Raw genomic sequence first — 24,331 nt, 5'->3', positions numbered from 1 at the left:
GGCCCGGTTCATGCGGCGCGCTGGGCGGTCGAGCCTCGCGAACCCTGGCCCGAGGCTGAGCCTGCCGCGCTGGCCGCCTGGCAGCCCGTACCGCCACCCCAGGTCCAGGCGCCGTTGCCGCAGAGCCTGGCCCAGCCCGCACCGCCGCCCCCGCAGGCGCCGGCCTTCCCCTACCAGCTGATCGGGCGCCTCGTGCAGGCCGGCCGGGTGCAGGCCCTGCTGGGCTCCGAGCAGCGCAGCCTGGCGGTGCAGGTCGGCGACACCCTCGACGGTCAATGGCGCGTGCAGGCCATTGGCGAAGATTCCCTGGAGCTGCTGTGGCTGCCCGGCCCGCTGCCTCAGACGCTCCGATTCAAACCTTTGTGAGTGCCATGTCCAACGCACGGTGCCGCGCGGTCCTCCGCGCCTTCCCACTCTCCTTGCTGCTGCTGGGCCTTGCCGGCCTTCAGGGTTGCGCCAACCCCGCCCTGCGCGAGGCCGACGAGCTGCTGCGCGCCAACCAACTGGGCCAGGCCGATGCCTTGCTGAGCGGCGCGCTGAAGTCCGCCCCGCAAGACCCCGCCCTGCGCAGCGCGCAGCTGCGGGTGCGTGAGCAGCGCGTGGCGCGCTGGCTGGTGCAGATCGAGGGCCTGCGTGCCGCCCAGCGTTGGGACGAAGCCCAGGCCCTGCTCGACCAGTTCCTGCAGCTGGAGCCGCAGAATCCGCGGGCCCAGGCCCTGGCCGTGGAGTTGCCGCGCGGCCGTCGCCATGAGCAGCGCCTGCAGGAGGCGCGCCAGCAGTTCAGGGCCGGCCGGCCCGGCATGGCCGATGCGCTGCTGCGCGAGATCCTGGCCGAGAACCCGCTGCACGCGGGCGCACGGCAGCTGCAGAACCAAATCGCCCAGGCGCGGCCGCTGGAGTCCGGCGCCCAGGAGCTGGGCCCGGCCTTCCAGGTGCCGGTCACGCTGGAGTTCCGCGACGCGCCCTTGCGCCAGATCTTCGAGGCCCTGAGCCGCAGCAGCCAGGTCAACTTCGTCTTCGACCGCGAGGTGCGAACCGACGCCCGCGCCAGCCTCTTCCTGCGCAACGTCACCCTGGACGAGGCCATGCGCGTGCTGCTCTCCACCCAACAGCTGGACCGCAAGCTGCTCAACGAGCACTCGGTGCTGATCTACCCCAACAGCCAGGCCAAGCAGCGCGAGCACCAGGAGCTGATCACCCGCACCCTGTACCTCAGCAATGCCGATGTGAAGCAGGTGCAGAACCTGGTGCGCACCATCGCCAAGGTGCGCGACCTCCACATCGACGAGCGCCTCAACCTGATGGTGGTGCGGGACACGCCCGAGGTGATCCGCCTGGTGGAGAAGCTGATCGCCTCGGTGGACCTGCCCGAGCCCGAGGTCATGCTGGACGTGGAGGTGATGGAGGTCGGCTCCGACCAGGTCGAGGCCCTGGGCCTGCAGTGGCCGGACCAGGTGCAGTACGGCCTGGTGGGCGCCGACGGCAAGATGGGCGGCACCGTGCTGCTGGGCCAGCGCAGCGAGTTCCGCGGCGCCATCGCCAACCCGGCCCTGGTGGCCACGCTCAGGGGCACGGCGGGGCAGGTCAATCTGCTGGCCAATCCCAAGATCCGGGTGCGCAACCGCGAGAAGGCCAAGGTCCAGATCGGCCAGAAGCTGCCCATCTTCACCACCACCACCAACTTCACCGGCACGACCTCGGTGGCGGCTTCGGTCAGCTACCTGGATGTGGGTCTGAAGCTGGACGTGGAGCCCACCATCCAGCTCGACGGCGACGTCATCATCCGCATGGGCCTGGAGGTCAGCAACGTGATCAAGGAGATGACGGGGCCCGGCGGAACCACCGCCTATGCCACCGGCACCCGCAATGCCTCCACCACGCTGCGGCTCAATGACGGCGAGACCCAGGTGCTGGCCGGCCTGATCAACGATGAGGACCGCAGCGCCGCGCAGGGCGTGCCGGGGCTCTCGCGCCTGCCCTTGCTGGGGCGGCTCTTTGGCGTCACCACCGACACCCGCAACAAGACCGAGGTGGTGCTGCTGATCACCCCGCGTATCGTGCGCAACGTGCCCCTGCCCGATGTGCGCCTCACCCAGCTGCCCGCGGGCACGGATGCCTCGCCGGGCGCCTTCAGCAGCCTGCTGCGGCCGGCCACCCCTGCCCCGGCCTCCGCTTCCGCAGCGGCGCCGGTCCTTTCCGTGCCGACCCCGCCCGCATTCTTGCCACCTGCCGCCGGCCTGGCGACGGCCGAGGCCGCCGCCGCCAGCGCTGCCCAGGCCGCGCCCGCGGGCGAGCCCGTGCTGCTGCAGCTGGAGGCCACGCCCGAGGTGGTGCCGGAAGGGACGGTGTCCGTGGTCCTGCGCCAGGGCAGCGCGATGACCGTGCGCGGCACCCTGCGCTTCGACCCGGCCCTGCTGCAGCCCGTGTCTGCCCAGGGCAGCGCGGCGCCGGGCCTGCTGGCCTTCGAGCTGGCGCCAGGGGCCGCCCAGGCCCTGCTGCTGCGGGCGCTGCCGGCGGCGCAGGGGCAGATCGTGTCCCTGCACCTGGACGGGCTGACGGCCAGCAATGCACAGGGTCAGGTCTTGCCTGTGCAGGTCGAGGGCGGCAGGCAGGTGCGTGTCGAGGCGGCGCGCTGAGGCCATGGCGGTGATGGCCCTGCGTCGATCCGCTCCGGCCACGCGGCGCCTGCGCGGCTTCACGCTGATCGAGATGCTGGTGGTGCTGGCCCTGGTCGGCGTGCTGGCCGCGGCGGCACGGCCGGTGCTGGAGTTCAGCGTGCGGCGCAGCCAGGAGTTCGCCCTGCGCGAGGCCCTGCGCCAGATCCGCACGGCCCTGGACGCCTACAAGCGTGCGGCGGACGAAGGCCGCATCGCCCGCCAGGTCGATGACAGCGGCTATCCGCCCGATCTGCAGGCCCTGGTCCGTGGCGTGCCGGACATCAAGTCGCCCAATGGCCGCAAGCTCTACTTCCTGCGCCGCCTGCCGCGCGATCCCTTCGCGCCGGGTGATGTTGCGGCGGATGAGAGCTGGGCTCTGCGCGCCGCCGACAGCGGGCCGCAGGAACGCCGCGCTGGCCGCGATGTGTTCGACGTGCACTCCCGCTCCGAGCGCCGCGCGCTGGACGGCAGCTTCTACAGGGACTGGTGATGCGCCGCCGAGGATTCACCCTGATCGAGCTGCTGGTGGTGATGAGCATCGTCGCCCTGCTGGCCTCCATCGTCGCTCCGCGTTACTTCAACAGCCTGCAGCGCGGCCGCGAGGTGGCCTTGCGCCAGACCCTGGCCACGGTGCGCGACGCCATCGATCAGTTCGCGGCGGACAAGGGCCGCTACCCCGATTCGCTGGATGAGCTGGTGACCGCCCGCTACCTGCGCCAGTGGCCGCAGGACCCGGTGAGCGGCCAGCGCGAAGGCTGGCAGTTCCAGGCGCCGCCGGCCGATGCGGGCGTTGGCGGCGCGCTCTATGACCTGCACAGCGGCGCGCCGGGCACGGCGACGGATGGCACGGCCTATGCGGATTGGTGAGCGGCCCGCTCGACGGTCCCGAGGCTTCGGCTACCTGGGGCTGCTCTTCTTCATCGCCCTCACGGCCGCGGCTCTGGGGGCGTTGGGCCAGCGTTGGAGCACGGCGGCCCAACGCGAGCGCGAGCGCGAGCTGGTGTTCCGGGGGCAGGCCATCGTGCGCGCCATCGAGAGCTATGCCGCCGTTACGCCGCAGCGGCCCGCCTATCCGCAGCGCCTGGAGGACCTGGTCGAGGACCGGCGCAGCCTGCGGCCCCGCCATCATCTGCGCCAGCGCTATGCGGATCCCTTCACCGGCGAAGCGGACTGGGAACTGATCCCTGCCCCCCCGCCCGCGACGGGCTTCCTGGGCGTGCGCAGCCGCTCCTCGCGGCCCCTGTTGATGAGCCGAGGCCCGGACGGGCAGCCGGTGGAGCGGGCCAGCGGTCTGCAGTTCATGGCGCAGCCGCTGCCGTATCGCCCGGGTTCGCACTGAACCTTGAGCCCGGTCATGGCATGAGCGGCAGGCCTCGGGTATCGGCTTTTCGTATCAGTTGGATTGCAGCCGTGTGTAGGCTGCGAAAAGGGACAAATGCCTGGCGATGGCTGTTTTTCTTCGGCTATGATGCCGGCGCCAATATTTCTGAATGTGTCTGAATCGGCGCTTCATGAACAGTTGGTAGCGGATGCAACGCATTCGTGAGGGATCTTCCGGGCACGTATCCGGACGACCGACGAGGTTTTTTCATTAAGCGCACAGCAGGTCTGCGCATGGCAGTTGGTGGATGAGATGCTGGGCCGCACAAGGGGCCAGGCAGCGCCGCTGACGCCTTGAGGGAGGGTCATGAAGGGGCAGTACGCGAAGTCGTCGCAGACGCGGCATCTGCACGCCTGCCTGGCCTGGATTTGCCAGCGCAGATACCTGTCCCGTCATTCCCGGCAAGCCGAGGGAAGTGCGGCTTCGCTGCCGTGGCTCGCCGCCCTGGTCCTGCTGAGCCTGCTCCTGGGCGGTCGGGTGCAGGCCCAGACCCCGGTCACCGGCACTCTCGAGGCCGATGCCCGCTGGTCCACCGCCTACTCGCCCTACCGGATCACCGGCGATCTGGTCATCCGCAACGGGGCCTCGCTGACCATCGATCCCGGCGTCGTCATCTACATGGCCGCCGGTGCCAACGTACGCGTGGAGTCAGGGGCCATCCAGGCCGCCGGGCGCGCGGACCAGCCTATCCAGGTGCTGTCCGACAAGGCACGCCTGGGCCAGACGCCTGGTGCAGGCGACTGGGGACAGTGGCAGTTCAATGCCGGTACGGTCCGCACGCGCCTGGAATGGGTGCAGTTCCAGCATGGATCGGGCCTTGCCGTGCGCGGCTCGGCGCCGGTGCTCAACCAGCTGAGCTTCAAGTCCCATCAAGGCGCTGCGATCAGTGTTGACCTGCAGGCCTCGCCCAGCGGTGTGGGCTTGTCCGCCGTTGATTGCGGCGTCAACGGCATTGCGGTCGAGGCGGGAGACGTGACAGGTACCCTCAGCTGGGGCCTGCGCGGCATTCCCTATGTCGTGATGGGCAGCTTGTCGGTGGGCCAGTCGCCTGCGGTCAGCGCGGTGAACCCCTCGACGGTCGACCAGGGCCAGTCGGGCTCCCTTGTGCTGACGGGCGCGCGCCTGCAGGGCATGAAGGCGGTCGAGTCCTCGGTGCCTGGCGTCCAGCTGACGCCCGTCGCCGGTGGTTCCGCCAGCGCGCAGACGCTGAACTTCACGATCGCCGCCGACGCGGCGCAAGGCCCCGTGGCCCTGCGGATGCTGGTGGATGCGGGCGAGCTCTTCGTGCCCAATGCCTTCCAGGTGTCTCTGCCCGTGCCGCGCATCAGCGAACTGCAGCCGAGCTTCCTGACGGCGCTGGGAGGTTCGACCCTGCTCAAGCTGAAGGGGCGCAATTTCAGCGCCGCCTCGCAGGTGCTGATCAATGGCACCGATGTGTCGACGAGCTACCTGGCGGACGTCGGGCAGCTGCAGGTCACGGTGCCCGAGCAGGGCGCGGCCGGCACGCTCAGTGTGCAGGTCCGCAACCCGGCAGTGGGTGGCGGCGCGCCGCTGCTGTCGGACGTCGCGTCCCTGCCGGTGAACGGCCCGGTGGCGCTCACGCTGGCCCTGGCACCCAATCCCATTGCCCTGCCGCCGGACCGGGTGGCCCGCGTCATCGAAGTCCGCCTGTCCCGCAAGGACTCGGCTGACCGTGCAGTGGCCCTGAGCCTGGCGGATCCAGGGCTGGCCAGCCTGTCGACCGCCACGGTCACCATTCCCGCCGGACAGACCAGCGCCAGCTTCTCTTTGACGCCGCAGGCCGTCGGCATCACGGCCTTGCGCCTCAGCTCCGCGGGCCTGCCTGCAATCAATGTGCCAGTGGTCGTCTCGACCGACCACGCCGGCGTGGGCATGGTGTTCTCGAGCCAGGTGGGCGTGCGGGTGGCACCGCTGCCCTCGGCGGGCGAGACCATGACCGTGACGGCGGGTGCCCAGCTCGTCACCGTGAACGTGGGTCCCACCCTGGCCTCGCTGTCGCCGCGCGGCATGACGGTGGGCACGCAGCAGACCTTCACGCTGCAGGGCCAGGCGATTCCTGCCGATGCGCAGCTCAGCCTGCTGCCGTCCGCGGGTGTCACGGTGGATCAGGTCGTTGCGGCCCCGGACGGTCGCTCGCTCAGCTTCCGTCTGACGGCCGATTCGTCGGCCGCGCTGGGACTGCGGCGCGTCGTCGTGCGCCAGGCATCCGGTCAGCCCTATGTCTTCGCCCAGGCCTCGCAAGGCAGCATCCTGCTGACGGCTGGCCTGCCGCGACTGGATGCCGTGAGCCCGCAATCGCTGGTGGTGGGCGGCAAGACCCGTGTGCAGATCCGCGGTGCCAACCTGCAGGGCGTCAGCCTGGCACTGGACCGGACCGCCGGTGTGGCGCTGGATGCCCAGCCCGTGATCAGCGCGCAGGGCGACCTGATCGAGCTGGACGTGGTGGTCGATGCCGCGGCCGAGCTGGGGCGGCGTCGCATCCAGGCCTCCAACGCAGGCGGCAGTTCCACCGGCAATGCCGAACTGGGCAACAGCTTCTACGTGGTCGCCACCGGCAGCGTGCTGGTGACGCCGGTGGCATCGCCCACCGTGCGGGTGAAGGTGGCTTCGCCGGAGGTGCCCGTCCTGCAGCAGCTGGGTCCGACCACCGCGCCGGTGGTGGTGCTCAATGGCGCGGGTGTCCTCGGCATGACGCCCAGTTCGGGCGTGCCGGGCGAGCAGCCCACCCTGATCGTCCGCGGACAGGGCTTGTCCGCTGTCACGCAGGTGCTGATGCAGCCGGCCGCCGGCCTGACGCTGGGCACGATGACGGTCAGCGAGGACGGCACGGAGCTGCGCCTGCCGCTGACCATCGCCGCCGACGCGGCGCAAGGGCCGCGCAAGCTGGTGCTGAAGCGGGCCGACGGCCAGCCCCTGGCGGCCATTCGTGCCGACGTGCTGCGCTTCACGGTGAACAAGCCGGGCCCCACGGCTGCGGCGATGCCAGGGAGCCAGGCGCGCGCCAGCGCCTTCGCGAAGGCACAAGGCCCGGCCCAGGCCGCCACGGGCAAGGACTGATGGACCTGTTCAATGCGGACTCAGGTCGCTGCCGTCGGCAGTCACCTGAGCCGCTCCATGCAAGCTTTTACTTGGAGCATCCCTATGCATAGCAATGCTCGCGGGCAGCGGCTCGCTTTGACCGCCCTGGCTGCCGGTGTGCTGCTGTCGGCCGCCCAGGCGAATGCCGCCGTCAACAGCGGCAGCACCGGGGCGGACGGTGTCCTGAGCCCGGGCGCCAGCGTCGAGCTGCCGCTGCCGGCCAACGGCATCCTGAACTACACCTCGGTCAACATCCCCAAGGGTGTGACCGTGACCTTCCGCAAGAACCCTCGCAACACGCCGGTCGTGATGCTGGTGAGCGGAAACGTCAAGATCGAGGGCGTCATCGACATCCGCGGCGCTGCCGGCAAGGCGACGGGCACCGCCGGCGATGGTTCGCCCGGCGACGACGGCGAGCCGGGCACGGGCGGGCCGGGCGGCTTCGATGGTGGCCGCGGCGGGCGGGAAGACGCCAGCCTTCGGCCGGAGATCATCAGTGGCGGCGGCGGTCAGGGGCCGGGCGGTGGTCCCGGCGGGGTGAAGCTGGCCGACTGCACACCCGGCACGGCGTACAGCCGCGTGTATGTCATGGGCGGGGGCGGCGGGCACAGCGTGCCGGCCTATCGGCATGGCACCACGGCTTGCGGCCCGGTGAGCAATGTGGGCGCGACCTTCTATGGACGAGCCTATGGGTCCGATCGCCTGCAGCCCCTGCTGGGCGGCTCGGGCGGTGGCGGCGGCCTGGCCGGCACGGCCATCGCCGGCTCCGGCGGCGGCGGCGGTGGCGGCGCCCTCCTGATTGCCGCCGACGGCACCATTGACGTCATCGGCGAAATCAATGCGAACGGTGGCAACGCCGGCGCGGTCGGTGGTAGCAACGGGAATGTCGGCAGCCCCTTCTGGGGTGCCGGCGGGTCCGGCGGCGCCATCCGCCTGGTGGCCACGAAGATCACGGGCGCGGGCAAGTTGACCGCGACCGGCGGTTGCGGCGGCGATGGCAACATCGGCTGCCAATGGGACGGCTCTGGCTACGATTCACGCGGGCCTCTCGGCAATGGCGGCGCCCCGGGGCGCATACGCCTTGAAACCGAGGCACTGGGCTTCACGGTCCTCACGACGCCGTCCTATGTGCTGGACAAGCCGGCGCCCCTCTTTGCGGGCAATCTGCCGAGCCTGCGCATCGCCTCCGTCGCGGGCGTCGAGGTGCCCCTGGACGCCAGCGCCGCTGCCGACGTGAGCCTGCCGACGCCGCCCCCAGGCGCGGTGACGGTGGTGCTCAAGGCCGTCAACGTGCCTGTCGGCAAGACGGTCCTGCTGCGCGTGGCGGCGGCCTACGGTGCCGTGAAGGAGGCCAGCGCGCCCCTCACCGGCAGCGAGGCGGACGGCACGGCCTCGGTGTCCGTGGACCTTCCCGCCGGCCCCAGCACGCTGACGGCGACGGCGACCTACACGGTGCCGGTGCCCGTGGCTGCGGCCGCTGCGTTGTCAAGTTATGCCAATGCGGAACACGTGGACCAGATCGAGCTGACGGTGGCCCTGCAGGGCGAGCCCCAGGTCCGCCTGATCACCGCCTCCGGCAAGCGGGTCGAGCTCAGCTATGCCCAGCTGCTGGCGGCCGGCTTCCATGGCTGACAACCGGCGCCGCGCCATGAACCCTCTTCTTTGGAACCTCTCTATGGATTGCACTCTTCGCGGACCGAAGCTGGGCCTGAGCGCCCTGGCAACCCTGATGCTGCTGGCGGCGATGCCCGTGCAGGCGACCGTCAACAGCGGCAGCATGGGGACGGAGCCCTTGAATCCCTCCAGCAGCATGGAGATCCCGCTGCCTTCGGACGGCGTGCTGCATTACAGCTGGGTCAACATTCCTCCTGGGGTGACGATCACCTTCAAGAAGAACAAGCGGAATACGCCGGTTTATATGCTGGTGAAGGGTAACGTCCGGATTGACGGCATGATCGACGTCAGGGGTGAGGACGCTCGTGATGTGGCTCTCTATGGTGGCGGGATCTTGGCTGACGACGGCATGCCCGGTGCGGGTGGTCCGGGCGGCTTTGACGGCGGCCGTGGAGGGAGCAAGGATGACCAGTATCGGGCGGAGGTGATCAAGGGTGCGGCCGGGCAGGGTCCTGGCGGTGGTCCGGGTGGTGTTCCGACCTCCCAGTTTGGGATCCCGGGCTCTGCCATCTGTACGCCGATGACTTCGGCGTACACCAGCTATCCGGTGCACGGTGGTGGTGGTGGCTATGCGAAGCCGGCGTACCGATACGGGGCGCAGTACTGTGGCCCTTTGACGAATGTGGGGCCGCTGTTCTATGGGAAGTCCTATGGCTCCGAGCTGCTGCAGCCGCTGATTGGGGGCTCCGGTGGTGGTGGCGGTATTGGCGGCACTCGATTCAGCGGCGTGGGTGGCGGCGGCGGCGGTGGGGCGATCCTCATCGCAGCCGATGGCACGATCACGATCGCCGGTACCGGCAGCATTGATGCCTCGGGCGGCGACGCTGGAGGGACCGCAGGCGAGAACGTTGGCTTCTATGGCGCCGGTGGATCAGGTGGAGCCATCCGCCTGGTCGCCACGAGCATCACGGGCACAGGCAAGCTCGTCGCCGACGGCGGATGTATGCATGCCAATTCGCAGCGGCGTCAGGGATGCGGCTCAGACGGGACGCATTCGTCCAACATTTGGGTTGTCGGCTTCAACGGCGGTGCGGTAGGCCGCATCCGCCTCGAGGCCGAGAGCTACTCCTTCAGCGGCCCCACCTCGTCCAGTTTCACCAAGGGCGATCCGGCCCCCATCTTCCTGACCAACATCCCCACCCTCCGCATCGCCTCGATCGCCGGCGTGGACGTCCCCGCGGAGCCGACGGGTGTGGCGGATGTGGATCTGCCGGCCCCGCCTTCGGGCCCTGTGACCGTGGTGTTCAAGACGGTCAACGTGCCGCCTGGCAACTCGGTCAAGCTGCGCCTGACGCCGGACTCCGGCAATGCGGTGGAGGTGGAGAGCTCGGTCGTCACCGGCAGCCTCGCGGAGGGCTCTGCCTCGGTGAGCGTGGACCTGCGCGCCGGCGCCAGCGCCCTGACGGCCTGGACCTCCTACATGGTGGCGCCCCCGGTGGCCGTGGCCTCGGCGCTGTCTCAGTACGCCAATAACGAAAAGGTGGAACAGATCGAGCTGGCTGTGTCCCTGCAAGGTGAACCCGCCGCCTGGCTGCACACCGCCTCCGGCAAGCGCTTCGAAGTCAGCTACGCCCAGCTGCGCGCGGCGGGCTTCGAGGGCTGATCTCCACGGCTTCCGTGCAGGCGCCGCGCCGTCCCCGCCAGGGACCGCGGCCCTGCTGAGCCCTCTCGCGGGGCCTTTCCAGAACCGAACACGCCGCGGCTCCTGCTGACGGCATGGCCTGACGATGAACTCATTCCGGCAGAACTCTCTTGACGCTCGCCAGGCCGCCGCCCCGGCGCGGCCCCTGCAACCCTGGCAGGCGGGCTTCGCGCTGCGCAAGGGAGCGGTGGTGGTGGCGGCCGCACTGGCGCTGGGCACGCCCGGTCTGCAGCAGGCCCAGGCTGCCGAGCTGGTGCTGGCGGACGGCGTGGTCGTCAAGTTCGGGCCGGAAGGCCAGCTGCTGGTGCGCGACAAGCTCACCGTGACCTCCAGCGCCCTGCTGACCAGCCTGAAGGACGACACGCAGGCTGGCCAGACGCTGCCGACCCCGGGCACGGCGCAGGCCGGCGACTGGCTGGGCGTGCGCGTGGAGCGCTCGGGCACGGGCTCGGTGCTGTCCGGCCTCGCGATCCGCCATGCCGGCCGGTCCTCGGCCGCGGCCCTGCTGCTGCGCGGCGGCAATCCGACGATCAACTACCTCCAGCTCAGCGACAACGTCCTGGGCCTGATGCTGGTCGAAGGCGCGGCGCCGGTGCTGTCCGGCGCCAGCGTGATGCGCAACACCGTGGGCATCCGCGCCTCGGGTGCCGGGGCGGCCAGCGTGGCCAACTCGATGTTCGCCGGGCAGAGCCAGTGGGCGATCGAGAACCTCTCGCCCGAACAGGTCCTGCAGGCCCGCAGCAACTGGTGGGGCCATGCGAGCGGTCCGAAGGAGGCCACGGGCAATCCCGCCGGGCAGGGGGATGCAGTCACCGCTGGCGTCAGCTACGGCGGCTTCCTGTCGGCGCTGCCGCTGATCAATCCGCGGGTGAGCCTGGTGCAGGCGGCGCCCTACTTCACGACCAACACCGTGCAGCTGCTGCTGTCCTGCCAGAACGCCAGCGAGTACCGCGTGGCCGAAGGCGGGGCCTTCTCCGGCGTGAACTTCAAGCCCCTGGAGGGCGGGCGTGCCGAGATCCCGATGACGCTGTCCGAGGCGGCCGGCCGCAAGAGCATCAGCGTGCAGTTCCGCGACGCGAACGGCAACATGGCGGATGCCTCGCTGGCGGGCGATGTCATCGTCGACCGCACGCCGCCGCAGATCACGCTGCTCAATCCCGCCAATGCGGCGGTGATCGACCAGCCCATCCTCGTGCAGGCCACGGCGAGCGACGACTTCCGCATCGACCGCGTCCAGGTCTTCATCGACAACAACCCGGTGGCGACGCTGGCGAGCCCGCCCTACAACTGGCGCTGGGACAACAGCTCGGCCCCCGAGGGCGCCCACACGATCAAGGTGGTGGCCACCGACGGTGCCGGCCGTACCGCCGAGCAGGCCGCGACCGTGACGCTGAGCCGCACGCCGCCGCCGGCCGACGTCGAGGGCCCCGTGCTCAGCAATCTGCTGCTGGGCGGCAAGCCGCTGGTGGACAACATGGTGGTCGACCGCAGCATGACGCTGACCCTCTCCGCCAGCGACCGCAGCGGCGTGGCGCAGACGCTGCTGATCATCGACGGCCAGATGGTGGGCTCGGCCAGCGGCGCCAATCCGGTCCTGCAGCTCAATATCGCGGACCTGAGCAACGGCCCGCACAACCTGCAGCTGCAGACCTCGGACTCTCTGGGCAACCGCAGCACCAAGAACGTCCTGATCAGCGTGGGGCATGCCGCGCCGGTAACGCCTGGCATCAGCAGCCCCGCAGCGGGCCTGGTGACCCGCAGCGCCGACCTGGCGGTCTCCGGCACGGCCCCGGCCGGCAGCCGCGTGCAGCTGGTGCTGGACGGCCTGGCCGTCGGCGGTGCGCTGGTCGTTGGCAGCGATGGCCGCTTTGCCAGCACCGTGCGCCTGCAGCCCGGCAACAACCTGCTGCAGGCCCAGGCCAGTGATGCCTATGGCGACAGCCCGCTCAGCGCCGGCATCACCATCAAGCTGGACACCTCCGTGCCGTCCAGCCCCAGCAATCTGGTGGCCAATCCGCAGCCGGCCGGGCAGATCAAGCTCAGCTGGACCAAGTCCTTGGACGCCGGCCTCAAGGGCTACGAGGTCTACCGTTCGGCCTCGCCCTTCACCGACATCGGCCAGGCCACCAAGGTCCACAGCGGCGTGCTGGGCGCGCCCGCGCTGGACGACCTGCCGCCGGGCGATGGCACCTGGCACTACCGCGTCGTGGCGGTCAACCAGGCGGGCACACCCTCGCTGCCGTCCAACCTCATTTCCGCCCTTTCGGACAACACCCCGCCGCGCCTCGTCAGCCTGAACTACCTGCCGCGCGGCAAGGTCGATGCCGCCACCGGCCGCGTGGGCCAGGGCCGGGTGGATGTCAAGGCGCAGTTCAGCGAAGCCCTGCAGAGCCTGCCCTACCTGGCCCTGGTGCCGGCGGGCGGTGCGCCGCTGGCCATCGAGCTGACGCGGATCGACGAGCTCAACTACAGCGGCAGCGTGTTCGTTGACGCCAATACACCTTCGGGCACCGCCACCACGCTGCTGTCCGCGCGCGACGGCGTGGGCAACCGCGGCACCACGGTCGAGTCGGGCGGCAGCCTGAAGATCGACACCGCGGGCCCGCAGCTCAACACCCTGCAGCTCAACCCCGCCCAGCCCGTCCGCAACGAGGGCGGCAGCCCGGTGCAGGTGCAGCTGGGCTTCAGCAAGGCGCCGGCTGCGGTGCCGCAGCTGCGCTATCTGCTGTCCGGGCCGCTGCGCCAGTCGGTGCCCGTCACCGGCCTGGTCAAGGTCGACGCGACCACCTACCAGGCCAGCTTCAACCTGCCCTCGGACGCCGGTGCCGGCGCACCGGAGACCCTGAGCTTCAGCTTCCAGGCCAGCGACGAGCTGGACAACGTGTCCACGCGCGTCAATGCGCCCAACCGCTTCCAGGTCTACCAGGGCAGCCTGCCCGCGCCCAATGTGCCGCTGGGCTTCAGCGCCAAGGCCGCGCCGGGCGGCAAGGTGCAGCTGGCCTGGCAGGCCGTGGACGAGGCCACCGTCTACCAGCTCTACCGCCAGTCCCCGGACCAGGGCGCGCTGCAGCCCCTGGACCGCACGTCGGGCCAGTCCTTCGTGGATCAGACCAGCAAGGACGGCCTGCACCGCTATGCCGTGGCCGCCGTGCGCCAGGCCAATGGCCAGGAGTCGGTCTCGGCGCAGTCCAATGTGCTGGACGTGCTGGCCAGCGCCAACGCGCCCGGCGCGCCGCAGAACCTCGGCCTCAAGCTGACCGGCCAGGGCATCTACGCCAGCTGGCAGGCACCGCTGGCCAGCACGGTGGACTACTACCAGCTCTACCGCTCGACAGGCACCACCATCACCAGTGTTGCCGGCCTCAAGCCGATCAAGACCCGGGTCAAGTCCACCCAGACCTACGACCCCAACCCTTCGCCCACCGAGGCCGCCTATGTGGTGACGGCGGTGGACGCGGCGGGCAACGAGTCCGTCGTCTCCAACTCCGCCTACCTCAATGCCAGCCTGCTGCCGGTGCGCAGCCTGCGCGTGGAGCAGCTGGGCAGCCAGCTGCCGCGCCTGAGCTGGTCTGCGCCCAATGGCAGCGTGGCCGGCTATCTGGTCTACCTGGGCAACGAGGACAAGAAGTTCAAGCTCACGCCCAGCCCCATCAACAGCCTGAGCCTGGTCGACACCGCCTTCACCGCGGGCGAGCGCCAGTACCAGGTCGCGACCGTGGACAGCAGTGCCGTGGAGCTGCCGCGCAGCGTGACCCTGCCTGACGTCAACCTGCTGCTCACTGGCGGCCTGCCGCTCAAGCGCGGCGTGATGAACCGGGTGCAGGCCCAGGTGTTCAGCGCCTCGCCGCTGAACAATGCCCGCGTGGTGCTGCGCCTGCCCATCAACAAGGACGGCACGGAGTTCAAGGAGCACCGCTCCGAACCCTTCGACCTGCCGGCCGGGCAGACGCGCCTGGTGCCGGTGGTCGCGGGCGGCTACGCGGACATGCCGGGCACGGTGCCCGCGCAGCTGGGTGTGGAGGTCGCGGCCCAGGAGGACGAGCTGGTCAAGGTCAGCCGTGATCAGACCCTCAGCGTCATCGACGGTGCCCTGACCGTGGGCATGGCCACGGAAGAATTCGTGCGCGGCGGCGAGGGCAAGATCAAGCTGGAGTTCGAGAACACCTCGGACGTCGAGGTGGAGCTGCTGACCGCCACCGCGGGCGGCAATGCGCCGTCCACCGAGCTGCGCTTCAAGATCATTGACGCCGACGGCAATGTGCTGGCCACCCAGCCCTACAAGCAGTCCCTGGGTGCCAATGTGATCACCCTGCCCAACGGGCAGACGGTGGCGCGCATTGCCGCGGGCAGCCGCTACACCTCGGACGTCTTCAAGCTCAATGTGCCGGCCTCCAGCCCCAACAGCATCCGCGTGGTGCTGGAGGTGGACAAGCTGCGCTATCACACGGGCCGTGAGGACGCCGTGGAGATCGCGTCCCAGGGCGCCGAGCGCCGCGTCTCGCTGATGGACACCGCCTACACCGGCGAGGTGAGCGCGGTCACGCCGCTGAGCTCCTTCGGTGAGCAGGATGTGCTGATCAGCGGCCGCGCGCTGGCCCGCGACGGCAATTCGCCCATGGCCAACTCGCGCCTCAAGCTGATCCTCAACCAGCAGGGCTTCGAGCGCAGCTTCAGCGTGCTGACGGACGCCGCCGGCAACTTCAGCTACACCTTCAAGCCCACGGCCACGGATTCGGGGGTCTACAAGGTCAGCGCCGTCCACCCGGACATCACCGACCGGCCGGAGCAGAAGAGCTTCACCATCCAGCGCGTGAGCTTCGGCCCCACGCCCTTCCGGCTGGACGTGGCGAAGAACTACCCCTTCACCCTCCCCTTCACCGTGAAGGCCGGCCCCGGCACCTCCGCCAGCAATGTCAGGCTGGTGCTGAACCCGGCGGACCAGCCCACGGGCAGCATCCCCGCGGGCATCCAGGTGGAGCTGCCGCCGGCCATCAACGTCGGCGAGAAGCAGACGCTCAACCTGCCGGTGCGCTTCAAGGCCGCGCCCGAGGCGCAGCCCAGCGGCAGCCTGATCTTCCAGGCCTACAGCGACGAGCGCCCCGGCGCGCCCATCGGCGTGCTGACGGTGAACTACACCCTCAGCGAGGCCAGGCCTTACCTCAGCCCCTCGCCCGCCTATGTGGAGACGGGCCTGGGCCAGGGCGAGACGCAGATCGAGTCCCTGGTGCTCAAGAACGGCGGCCTGGAGACGGCGCAGCAGCTCAAGTTCAGCCTGAGCAAGGCCGATGGCGTGACCCCGGCCCCGAGCTGGATCAGCATCGTCAGCAGCGTTGACGGCGACCTGCCCGTGGGTGAGTCGCGCACGGTGGACCTGCGCGTCGCGCCGCCCGCCGGCACACCGGAGGAGGTCTACGAGTTCAGGCTCAACTACCAGGGCGACAACCTGCCCAAGCAGTCCGTCAATGTGCACGTGAGCCTGACGCAGAGCGGCAAGGGTCAGGTCTTGTTCAAGGCCTCCGATCTCTTCACGGCCACCACGGGCAAGGACGGCAAGCTGATCGCCGGCCTGGCCGGCGCCACGGTGACGCTGCAGAACGAGGACGTGGTCACCGTCACACGCGACCTGAACACGGACGCGCTGGGCGAGGCCCTGTTCACCGACCTGCCCGCCGGCCGCTACAAGTTCCGCGCCCGCGCGCCCAACCACCAGGAGGTCGCCGGCCGCCTGGTGCTCAAGCCCGGCCTGACGCTCAACCAGCCCGTCTTCCTGAACTACAACCTGGTGACGGTCGAATGGAGCGTGCGCGAGATCACCATCCAGGACCGCTACGAGATCACGCTGAACACGACGTTTGAGACGGATGTGCCGGCGGCGGTACTCGTGCTGCAGCCCGCGAGCATCAACCTGCCCAAGATGGGGCCGGGGGAGGTGTTCTATGGCGAACTGACCCTCACCAACCACGGGCTGATTCGCGCGGACAAGCTGCGCCAGACGCTGCCCAGGACCGATGCGTTCTTCCGGTACGAGTTCCTGACGGAGCTGCCTTCATCGCTGGCTCCCAAGCAGCGAATCACCATCCCCTATCGCGTGGTGGCGCTGCAATCGCTGGAGTCAGCCACGGCCAGCGGTGCTGCCAATGGGGGCGGCTGCCACAGCTACAGCAATGGAACCGATCTGGAATTCGAATTCCTGTGCAAGAACGGCGTCCTCTCACTTGGAAAGGCAATGGCGGGCTGGTTCAGCAGCAGCAGCAGCACTTGCCCGGCCAACGTCGGCGGCGGTACCAGCGGCGGTAGTGGCAGTGTCAGCGGCACGGCAGGCTATGTCACCAGCGGCAGCACTGGCGCTGTTCCGCCGGGAACGAAGATGAAATTGAAGGGGATGAAGTGCGTGGGTATTGCGCGAGGGGGCGGTTGCGAAAAATGAGTCATCGATTTGTACTTCAAGCAATGGTGCTGCTCGCGGGTTTGGCTTCTTTGCCAGGCCTGGTCACAGCACAGTCGAATCTCGGGTTGAACGTCAGCACGCCGAATGGCTACGCCACTTTGCGCCGGGACGACTTGGTGGTCATGACCACCACTGGGCCTGTGCGGTGGTCGCGGACCTGGGATGGCCAGGAATGGAAGTTCAACCCCCATTGGGAGAGCCTGTCCCAAAGCTGGAAGAACCTCACGGGGTCGCAGACGTCAGACACCACGCCGCCTGTGGCGGGTGGCAGTGGTACTGCCGCCGGTGCTTCGGGCGGTGCTTCCGGCGGGAGCGCTGTTACGAGCAGTGGAGACCCCAGCAGCAAGTGCTGGGTGTGGGTGGACGAGGACTGGCAACCGACACCAGGCACCGTGCTGGTCGGCGGGGCCCCGGCCAATGCGCCCATGCTGCCCGAGCGCACCCAGCCCTTCAATCGCATCATTGGCCAGGCCACGGAGGAGGCCAAGGTCGATTACCCGCCGCCGGTGCGGGTGAACATCGACTACGCCAATTACTGCATGGGAAGTCAGTGGTCGTCAGGCATGCCCCGTGCTGTCGATCTGGAAGGCGTGCGGCGGGCCAATGAGTTGTATCTTGGTGAAGGCGGCCGATACAGCTTCGACAACCGCACCGTCCTTGAGAAGCGCCCGGTGCGTCAACTGCCGTCGCGCAGCAGCGACGAGCTGGATACCGCGCTGGCCGGTGGTGTCTACCCGACGACTACCGAGGACAACGCAAAGGGCTATCACTGGCAGGACCGCGCCGGTGACTGGGTGGACTACAACACCCAGGGGCAGATCGTGGCCATTGGTGACCGTAACAACAACACCCTCTGGCTGCTGCGCGACCAGACCGGCCAATTGCGCGCGGTGGTGGACGCGAATGGCCATGTTGTCTTCACCATCCACTACGACAAGGGCTTGGTCAGTGAGGTGCGGGACTACCCCGTGCCAGGCCTGGCTCGGGATCTTCCACCCCGCAAAGTGCAGTACCGCTATGACAGTAGCAACCGGCTGACCGAGGTGGTCGACGCGCGCGGCAATGTGCTCGGCTATGGCTATGACTCGAACAACCGCCTTGCCAGCTTAAAGGACCAGGAAGGCCGCGTGGAGCGGGTCGAATACCTGGGAGAAACGGTGGCCAAGCACATCGCAGCCGACGGCGCCGAAACTGCCTACGAGTTCGATTACGACGATGTCCACAAGCTCTTTACCAGCAAGATCGTCGCACCTGAGACCAGCGCAGGGCGGACGGTGGAGTACTTGACGCACAACCGCGTAGGCAAGCTGGTGCGCATGGAAGTCAACGGCCGTCTGGAGCTGGAGGTGCGCTCCGACCTCGGCACGCGGACCGAGTTCACCCGCAACGCTCGCGGCTTTGTCACCGCGGTGAGCCGCAATGAGTTCGAGCAACCGGTCCGCATCGAGAAACCTGACGGGTCCGTGCAGCTTCACAAGTACTCGCCCGTCCACCTGCAGCGGCTGGAGTCCACCGATGAGCTGGGGGTGCGCACCGTGCTCGGCTACGACGCCAAGGGCAATCTGCTCAAGGTGACTGAGGCGGCCGGCCTGCCCGAGGAGCGGGTGACAGAGCTTGAACGGGACGCGCTGGGCCAGTTGCGACGGATCACACGCAAAGGGCGCACCGAGTTCAACGGTGTCGTCACGCCCGATGCCTCGACGACGGTGGAGTACGACAGTCTCGGGCAAGTCCGCAAGACCATCGACCCGGAAGGCGGTGAGCGCCTCTATGTCTACAACCGCGCCGGCCACCTGATCCAGTTCACCGATCCCCGCGGCCAAGTGACCCGTTACGAAGTGGATGCCCACGGCAACCTGCTGAAGACCGTGAGCCCCACACCATGAGTGTTTCCATGCGAGTTGCAAGTCAATTGAAGCAGGCCCTTCTGGGCCTGTGCATGCTGGGCGCGGCCCTGCTATGGGCCCCTGTGGCCCAGGCTCAGGCCCCCAAGATCAGTCTGAGCGCGTCCAAGACCACGGCCTACGTGGGCGAAGACCTGGTGTTCACGCTGCGTTTCGCGGCGCGTGAGCGCTACGAGCTGGACTACCACGTGAGCTTCATTCCCGGCGCCCGGTGCGTGTCGGGCGGCGCCACCCGATACGTGGCCGGCGAGGTCATCCACAGCCTGGCCTGCAGCTTCAGCAAGCCAGGGCCGCGGGCGGTGCAGGGCATCGGTGGCTTCCTGAATGTTGCGGCCGGCGGCAGTGTGGATACCTACGGCAACATCCGCTTCGGCGACTGGGTGCCGGGCTCGCTGAGTGACCCGCTGGACATCGTCATCCTGCCGCAGATCAAGCCAGTGCTGACGCTGGAGCGCCTGGATGAAAAGGTGCAGGCCGGGCAGCCGGTGCGGCTGCGCGCGCGGCTGAGCGGCGTGGACCCGGCGGTGCCGGTGATGGGCAAGGTCAGCTTCGGGGCCTCGCAGGACTACGCGCTGGACGCAGCAGGCGAGGCAGTAGGCGAACTGCCTGGGCGCTACATGGGCGCGAGCGAGGTGGTGGCACGGCTGAACGTGGCAAGCCCGGCCTACGAGAAGGTGCAGTCTGCGCCGCTGAGCCTGGTGGTGGAGAAGTCTGGCAGCACGACCCTACTCAACGCCAAGGCCACGACGTTGCATGGCAAGGACTTGTTGGTGCTCAACGGTCAGGTGAAGGGCTTCTCGCCTGGCGGGCGGGTGACGCTCAGCGCGGGCGCCCGGGTGCTCGACAGCGTGCCGCTGGACAGCAACGGGCTCTTCTCCTACAGCACGCGACTGGCAGTGGGCAGCTACAGCGTGGTGGCCCAGTTTCCTGGCGACATCAACAACGAGGCCAGCAGCTCCGCACCTCTGGCTGTGAGCGTGGACAACGCGACGCCGGCCAGCCTGGGTTTGAGCAGCACGCTCAAGGAGTTGCCGGCCGGGGCGCGCACGGTGCTGGTGGCCACCGTCGGTGGGAACAAGCCCAGCGGCACGGTGTCGTTCTACGAGGGGACGACACTGCTGGGAACGGCGCCTGTCGTCGAAGGCATGGCCACGCTGATCGTCAGCTTTGGCACGCCGGGCGCCCACCTGGTGCGCGCCGAGTACAGCGGCGACGCCAACAACATCGGGCTCGTCAGCGCCGGCACGGTGGACTTCAACGTGAGCACGGCACCGGCACCTGGGAGCAGCGGTGCCGAACGCAGCTACCGCTATGACCGCGTGGGCAACGTCGTTGGCAGTGCCGACCGCCGCGGCAATGGCATGCAGGCGATCTACGATGCTCGAGACCGGTTGTCTTTGGTGGTCAATCCGGTGGGGGGCATCTCCCGCAATCGATACAACGGCCTGGGCCAGCCGATCAGCACCACCGATGCGGACGGTGTGTCCGAGACTAACGAGTTCGACAACTTCCAGCGCCTGACGCGCCAGGTGGACGGCCGCGGCAACGTGACCGAGCTCCGCTACGAGCTGAGCAACGGTCAGCCCGGCTCCATGGGTGCGCCGACCGAGACCCGCTACCCGACCTACACCCAGCGACAGCGGCTGGACGCTCTGGAACGCCCCACGGCGGACACCCTGCTCAATCCCACGCCTCTGGGCGAAGAGGGCCTGGTCAGCTACAGCACCTACGACTTGCGCGGCCGGCTCAAGACCAGCACGGACGCCAACGGCAAGACGACCAGCTACAGCTACGACGCTCTGGGGCGACTGACCGAGCTGATGGACAGCCTGGGCAACAAGACCATCAGCCGTTACAGCGCCTGGGGCGATCTGCTGGCGCTGACCGACCCGAATGGCCGGACCAATGCCTTCGAGTACGACCGCCTGGGCCGCGTGACCAAGGAAACGCTGCCGATGGGGCAGTCCGTGCAGTACCGCTATGACGCCGCCGGCAACACCACCGGGCGCACGGATCCCAAGGGCGTGGAGAGCGAGTACCGCTATGACGCGCGCAACCGCGTCGTGGAGGTGCAGCATTTCGACAGTGCGCACGCGCTGAAGCGCAAGATCACGCTCGACTGGGACGCCGAGGACAACCTGGTCGCCTGGACGGACACGGACCTCACCCGTCCGGCGGGGCAGCAGGAAAGCAGGGGGTCGGCGGTCTATGACGAGGACAACCGCAAGCTCAGCGAGACCCTGCAGGTCCCCAACCCGGCCGGCGGTAGCTACGCGCTGAGCTACAGCTACCGCTACAGCCCCGAGGGCCGGAAGACGCGCCTGACCTGGCCTGACGGCAGCGTCGTCGAGTACGCCTACGCGGCCCACGGCGAGCTCGAACGCGTGGGCGTGCCGGGCGAAGGCAGCCTGAGCGTGACCGAGTTCCAGTGGACGGCGCCGACCAAGGTCACGCTGCCCGGCGGCGGCAGCCACGAGAGCCGCTATGACGGCCTGCTCAACCTCCTCGGTCAGACGGTCAAGACGCCCACGCAGCAGACGGTGCTGGAGACGGCCTACACCTACGGCAAGCTGCAGGAGCTCAAGACCCGCCAGCGGACCGACATCGCCGAAGGCGCCAGCAGCACCGACGACCTGACCCTGAGCTACGACGACGAGGCCCGCCTGGTGCAGGCCGAGCGCAGCGGGGCCTACGGCAACGAAGTCGAGCGCTTCACCCTGGACGGCGCCGGCAATCGCGTTGGCCACAGCCGGGTCAGCGGCGCCTGGACCTATGACGGCAACAACCGCCTGCTGAGCCGTGGTACTGGCGCTTCGGCCACCACCTATGCCTATGACGAGGCCGGCAACCAGGTGCGCAAGACCGAGCCGGGCGGCAAGGTGACCGAGTACCGCTACGACGTGCTCAACCGCCTCACCGAGGTGCGCACGGGCGCGGGTGCGCTGGTGGCTCGCTATGGCTACGACCCGCTGGACCAGCGCATCTGGAAGGAGCAGTACCGAGACGCTGCCGGCCAGCTGCTGGCGCAGGCGGTGCGCAGCTACTACGTCTACGGCGACGAAGGCCTGCTGGCCGAAAGCCGCCAGCCCATTGCCCTGGCCCCGGACGAGCAGGTGTCCGCCCTGGGCGCGCCGGTGCTGCACACGCTGATCGGCCCCATGGTGGACAGCCAGTTCAGCACGGCGCCGCTGTTCGTCAAGACGCAGAACAGCGCCGGTCAGGCCGTGGTGGCTTATCTCCAGCATGACCAGCTGGGCACGCCCATCCAGGCGCTGGACAAGAGCGGCCGCCTGCTCTGGTCCGCCCAGTTCAATGTCTTCGGCCGGGCCCAGATCACCACGCCTGCGGCCACGGCCGAGCGGCCCACCATCGAATTGGCCCTGCGCCTGCCGGGCCAGGTGGAAGATGCTGAAACCGGGCTGCACTACAACTACCGGCGCTATTACGATCCGGAAACCGGCCGCTACATCACCCAGGATCCCATCGGACTGGAGGGTGGCGGGAACATGTACCGCTATGCCGAGGCGGACCCGGCCAACCTGACGGATCCGACGGGCGAAATCCTGCCTGCTGTTGCAGCTGAGGCTGCGGCCGCCTATGCCGAATGTGTCTTGGCCTGCACGGCCGAGGACGCGCTGGTAGACGCGGTCACCGGGGAATGCGTGGACCTCAAGTCTTCTCTCAAAGACTGCGCGAAGTCATGTATCGCGGGTCCGCTAGGCAAGCTGGCCAAGTACCTCCCCGGCTGGGCCAAGAAGGGCCTGAAGAATCTCTGGGACAAGATCAAGTGCTCCACGGGCTACAACAGCTTCCCCGGTGACACCCTGGTCCATGTCCGGCCGGCGGATGCGGCCGATGCGGATGCCCAGCGCGGCTACAGCGTGCTCAAGCCCATTCGCGATGTGCGCATTGGCGATGAGGTGCTGGCCTTTGCTGAATGGGAAGAGGCCGGTGACCTGTCGACGGGCCGTGATCGGCGGCTGCGGTATGAGCGGGTGATTGATGTCTTCAGCAGCATCAAGTCGCAGGAGTTGGTGTCGCTGGCGGGGGCTTCGGGCGAGACGATTGAGGCGACGGCGGGGCATCCGTTCCTGACGGAGCAGGGATGGAAGGATGCTGCGCGACTGGCTGAAAAGGATGAGCTACGTTCCAGGGGAGGAACGTGGAAGGTCGTATCAGAACCTCAGCAACGTGACGCAGGGGTGATTGCTGTCTTCAACTTGGAGTTGGGAACTGCACATGCATATTTTGTCGGCGCAGAAGGACTGGTATCCCATAATGCAAATGGTGACTGCAAATTTGCGCCGCCAAAGAGTAAGCCTGCTCGCTATCCTGGGAAGAAACCTAGATATACAGAAAATCCAGCGCACGTGCCAGGCAAGCCGGGATTTAATCCGAAAAAAACCCCTCTCCCTAAGGATGCTGAGGATGTTTATAAAAGAGCTGTTCCTGATAGTGATACTAACGCGCGTCACTGGTATGGTGTCGGAGAGGATGGGCGAATTTATAGATTTTCAAATGGGAATGATGGGACTGTTCATTTTAGTGGCATTGAGGGTGTTGGAGACGGGTTGAGAAATATTCCTGACTATGTCTTGAAAAGGCTTAGGCGATGAGTTGTGATATTTATTTGCGCTGGGAGATTGTCCAAAAAGTATCCGGATGGGTATTTGGTAGATTTTTCATTGATATTTCAGGTTTGTCGATTGGAAATATCAATGATGATGGAGTGGATCTGAAGGGATGTTTGAATTGGTTGGACGACTTTATTGCTAACAGTCAAAGATGTATCGACGACGATTTGTTCTTGATGGGAAGCGACGAGTTGTTTCGATCAATTAAAGATGAGATATATGGCCCAGACGATAGTGCTAAGGAGAGGGCTGTCGCCATTAAGGATGCGTATGGGAGATTTTCATTTAGCCATGTTGGCATGTCGTCGTTCGATGGGGAGTTGGTATTTGTGGTTGGTGACTCGGTGGGCGGATGTAAGATTTTGTGGTGGGATGATTCTGTTCGCACTTATGAAACGCGAATGGAGGAATTTATAAAAGTTCTGGCTGTCGGGGTTGCTAAGATGCGCGCGGAGTTTTTGACTGCGTAAAGGTGGTGGCGCAGAGATTAATAGAGGTGGGGGTCACAGAGCTCGGGTCAGGCCTTAAATGTTAAGTACTCGAGACTTAAGGTGCGGTCTTAGTGCCATTGGTAATTTTTGAATCAAAAGCCGCCTCCCCCATCCACCCCCCATGCCCAGCAAAACCCTCCCCACCTGGCTCCAACTCCTCGCCATCCTCCTCGTCGCCTGGCTGCTCAAAACCCAGCTCTTCGGCCACCGTGGAGCCGGCACATCGAGTGAGGACTGGACCCCCGAGCAAATCCACGCCCTCGCCGCCACCGTCAAAGCCGAAGAAGTGGTCATGTACACCACCACCGAATGCGGCTACTGCCACCAGGCCAAGGCCTGGCTGAACCAATACGGTTTTGCCTATACCGAATGCAATATGTCCGTCGACAGCCGCTGTGAAT

Annotated in this window: 12 protein-coding genes and 1 pseudogene; all 13 read left to right on the top strand. The window is 67.7% G+C overall.

The features are described from left to right. Positions 1-366: pseudogene (locus tag H5407_RS21990) on the top strand (hypothetical protein); the annotation flags it as partial. A 5-nt stretch (positions 367-371) separates the two neighbouring features. Beyond that, positions 372-2,636: a secretin N-terminal domain-containing protein gene (locus tag H5407_RS21985; protein ID WP_183106644.1), complete on the top strand. Its 2,265-nt coding sequence runs from the start codon at positions 372-374 to the stop codon at positions 2,634-2,636. Positions 2,637-2,649: 13 nt separating this feature from the next. Further along, positions 2,650-3,147 (top strand): type II secretion system protein, encoded by a 498-nt coding sequence (locus H5407_RS21980; protein WP_183106643.1) that lies wholly within the window; start codon positions 2,650-2,652, stop codon positions 3,145-3,147. Beyond that, the gene (locus tag H5407_RS21975; RefSeq protein ID WP_183106642.1) at positions 3,147-3,524 is read left to right on the top strand and encodes a type II secretion system protein; all 378 of its coding nucleotides are present in this window, start codon (positions 3,147-3,149) and stop codon (positions 3,522-3,524) included. The genes H5407_RS21980 and H5407_RS21975 overlap by 1 nt, the downstream gene beginning before the upstream one ends. After that, a complete protein-coding gene (locus H5407_RS21970) occupies positions 3,511-3,996 on the top strand; it encodes a type II secretion system protein (RefSeq protein ID WP_183106641.1) in 486 nt (161 codons plus the stop codon). The genes H5407_RS21975 and H5407_RS21970 overlap by 14 nt, the downstream gene beginning before the upstream one ends. Before the next feature lie 348 nt (positions 3,997-4,344). Further along, positions 4,345-7,116 carry an IPT/TIG domain-containing protein gene (locus H5407_RS21965; protein WP_183106640.1) on the top strand — a complete coding sequence of 924 codons (2,772 nt, stop codon included), beginning with the start codon at positions 4,345-4,347 and terminating at the stop codon, positions 7,114-7,116. Between the two features lie 84 nt (positions 7,117-7,200). After that, entirely contained in the window at positions 7,201-8,769 is a 1,569-nt protein-coding gene (locus tag H5407_RS21960; protein ID WP_183106639.1) for a hypothetical protein, read from the top strand. After that, complete coding sequence (locus tag H5407_RS21955) at positions 8,762-10,414, top strand: hypothetical protein (RefSeq protein ID WP_183106638.1); 1,653 nt, start codon at positions 8,762-8,764, stop codon at positions 10,412-10,414. Before H5407_RS21960 ends, H5407_RS21955 begins: the two co-directional genes overlap by 8 nt. Positions 10,415-10,538: 124 nt before the next feature. Next, positions 10,539-16,880, top strand: coding sequence for an Ig-like domain-containing protein (locus H5407_RS21950; RefSeq protein ID WP_183106637.1), 6,342 nt, complete (start codon positions 10,539-10,541; stop codon positions 16,878-16,880). A gap of 23 nt (positions 16,881-16,903) precedes the next feature. Beyond that, complete coding sequence (locus H5407_RS21945; RefSeq protein WP_183106636.1) at positions 16,904-18,787, top strand: RHS repeat protein; 1,884 nt, start codon at positions 16,904-16,906, stop codon at positions 18,785-18,787. A gap of 8 nt (positions 18,788-18,795) precedes the next feature. Beyond that, positions 18,796-23,421, top strand: coding sequence for an Ig-like domain repeat protein (locus tag H5407_RS21940; RefSeq protein WP_183106635.1), 4,626 nt, complete (start codon positions 18,796-18,798; stop codon positions 23,419-23,421). Further along, positions 23,418-23,909 carry a hypothetical protein gene (locus H5407_RS21935; RefSeq protein ID WP_183106634.1) on the top strand — a complete coding sequence of 164 codons (492 nt, stop codon included), beginning with the start codon at positions 23,418-23,420 and terminating at the stop codon, positions 23,907-23,909. Before H5407_RS21940 ends, H5407_RS21935 begins: the two co-directional genes overlap by 4 nt. A 142-nt stretch (positions 23,910-24,051) precedes the next feature. Then, positions 24,052-24,331 (top strand): glutaredoxin domain-containing protein (locus tag H5407_RS21930; RefSeq protein ID WP_310737689.1); only part of this gene is annotated, 280 nt, incomplete at its 3' end.

The sequence above is a fragment of the Mitsuaria sp. WAJ17 genome, assembly GCF_014174515.1.
In the GTDB taxonomy this organism is placed as follows: domain Bacteria; phylum Pseudomonadota; class Gammaproteobacteria; order Burkholderiales; family Burkholderiaceae_C; genus Roseateles_B.
This window is presented reverse-complemented; position numbering and strand designations above follow the sequence as displayed.

Bases quoted from the DNA above. Each gene is read 5' to 3' on its own strand.
- H5407_RS21970 (WP_183106641.1), top strand. From the start codon at position 3,511: ATGCGGATTGGTGAGCGGCCCGCTCGACGGTCCCGAGGCTTCGGCTAC.
- H5407_RS21975 (WP_183106642.1), top strand. From the start codon at position 3,147: ATGCGCCGCCGAGGATTCACCCTGATCGAGCTGCTGGTGGTGATGAGC.
- H5407_RS21955 (WP_183106638.1), top strand. From the start codon at position 8,762: ATGGCTGACAACCGGCGCCGCGCCATGAACCCTCTTCTTTGGAACCTC.
- H5407_RS21960 (WP_183106639.1), top strand. From the start codon at position 7,201: ATGCATAGCAATGCTCGCGGGCAGCGGCTCGCTTTGACCGCCCTGGCT.
- H5407_RS21935 (WP_183106634.1), top strand. From the start codon at position 23,418: ATGAGTTGTGATATTTATTTGCGCTGGGAGATTGTCCAAAAAGTATCC.
- H5407_RS21965 (WP_183106640.1), top strand. From the start codon at position 4,345: ATGAAGGGGCAGTACGCGAAGTCGTCGCAGACGCGGCATCTGCACGCC.
- H5407_RS21945 (WP_183106636.1), top strand. From the start codon at position 16,904: ATGGTGCTGCTCGCGGGTTTGGCTTCTTTGCCAGGCCTGGTCACAGCA.
- H5407_RS21985 (WP_183106644.1), top strand. From the start codon at position 372: ATGTCCAACGCACGGTGCCGCGCGGTCCTCCGCGCCTTCCCACTCTCC.
- H5407_RS21940 (WP_183106635.1), top strand. From the start codon at position 18,796: ATGCGAGTTGCAAGTCAATTGAAGCAGGCCCTTCTGGGCCTGTGCATG.
- H5407_RS21950 (WP_183106637.1), top strand. From the start codon at position 10,539: ATGAACTCATTCCGGCAGAACTCTCTTGACGCTCGCCAGGCCGCCGCC.
- H5407_RS21980 (WP_183106643.1), top strand. From the start codon at position 2,650: ATGGCCCTGCGTCGATCCGCTCCGGCCACGCGGCGCCTGCGCGGCTTC.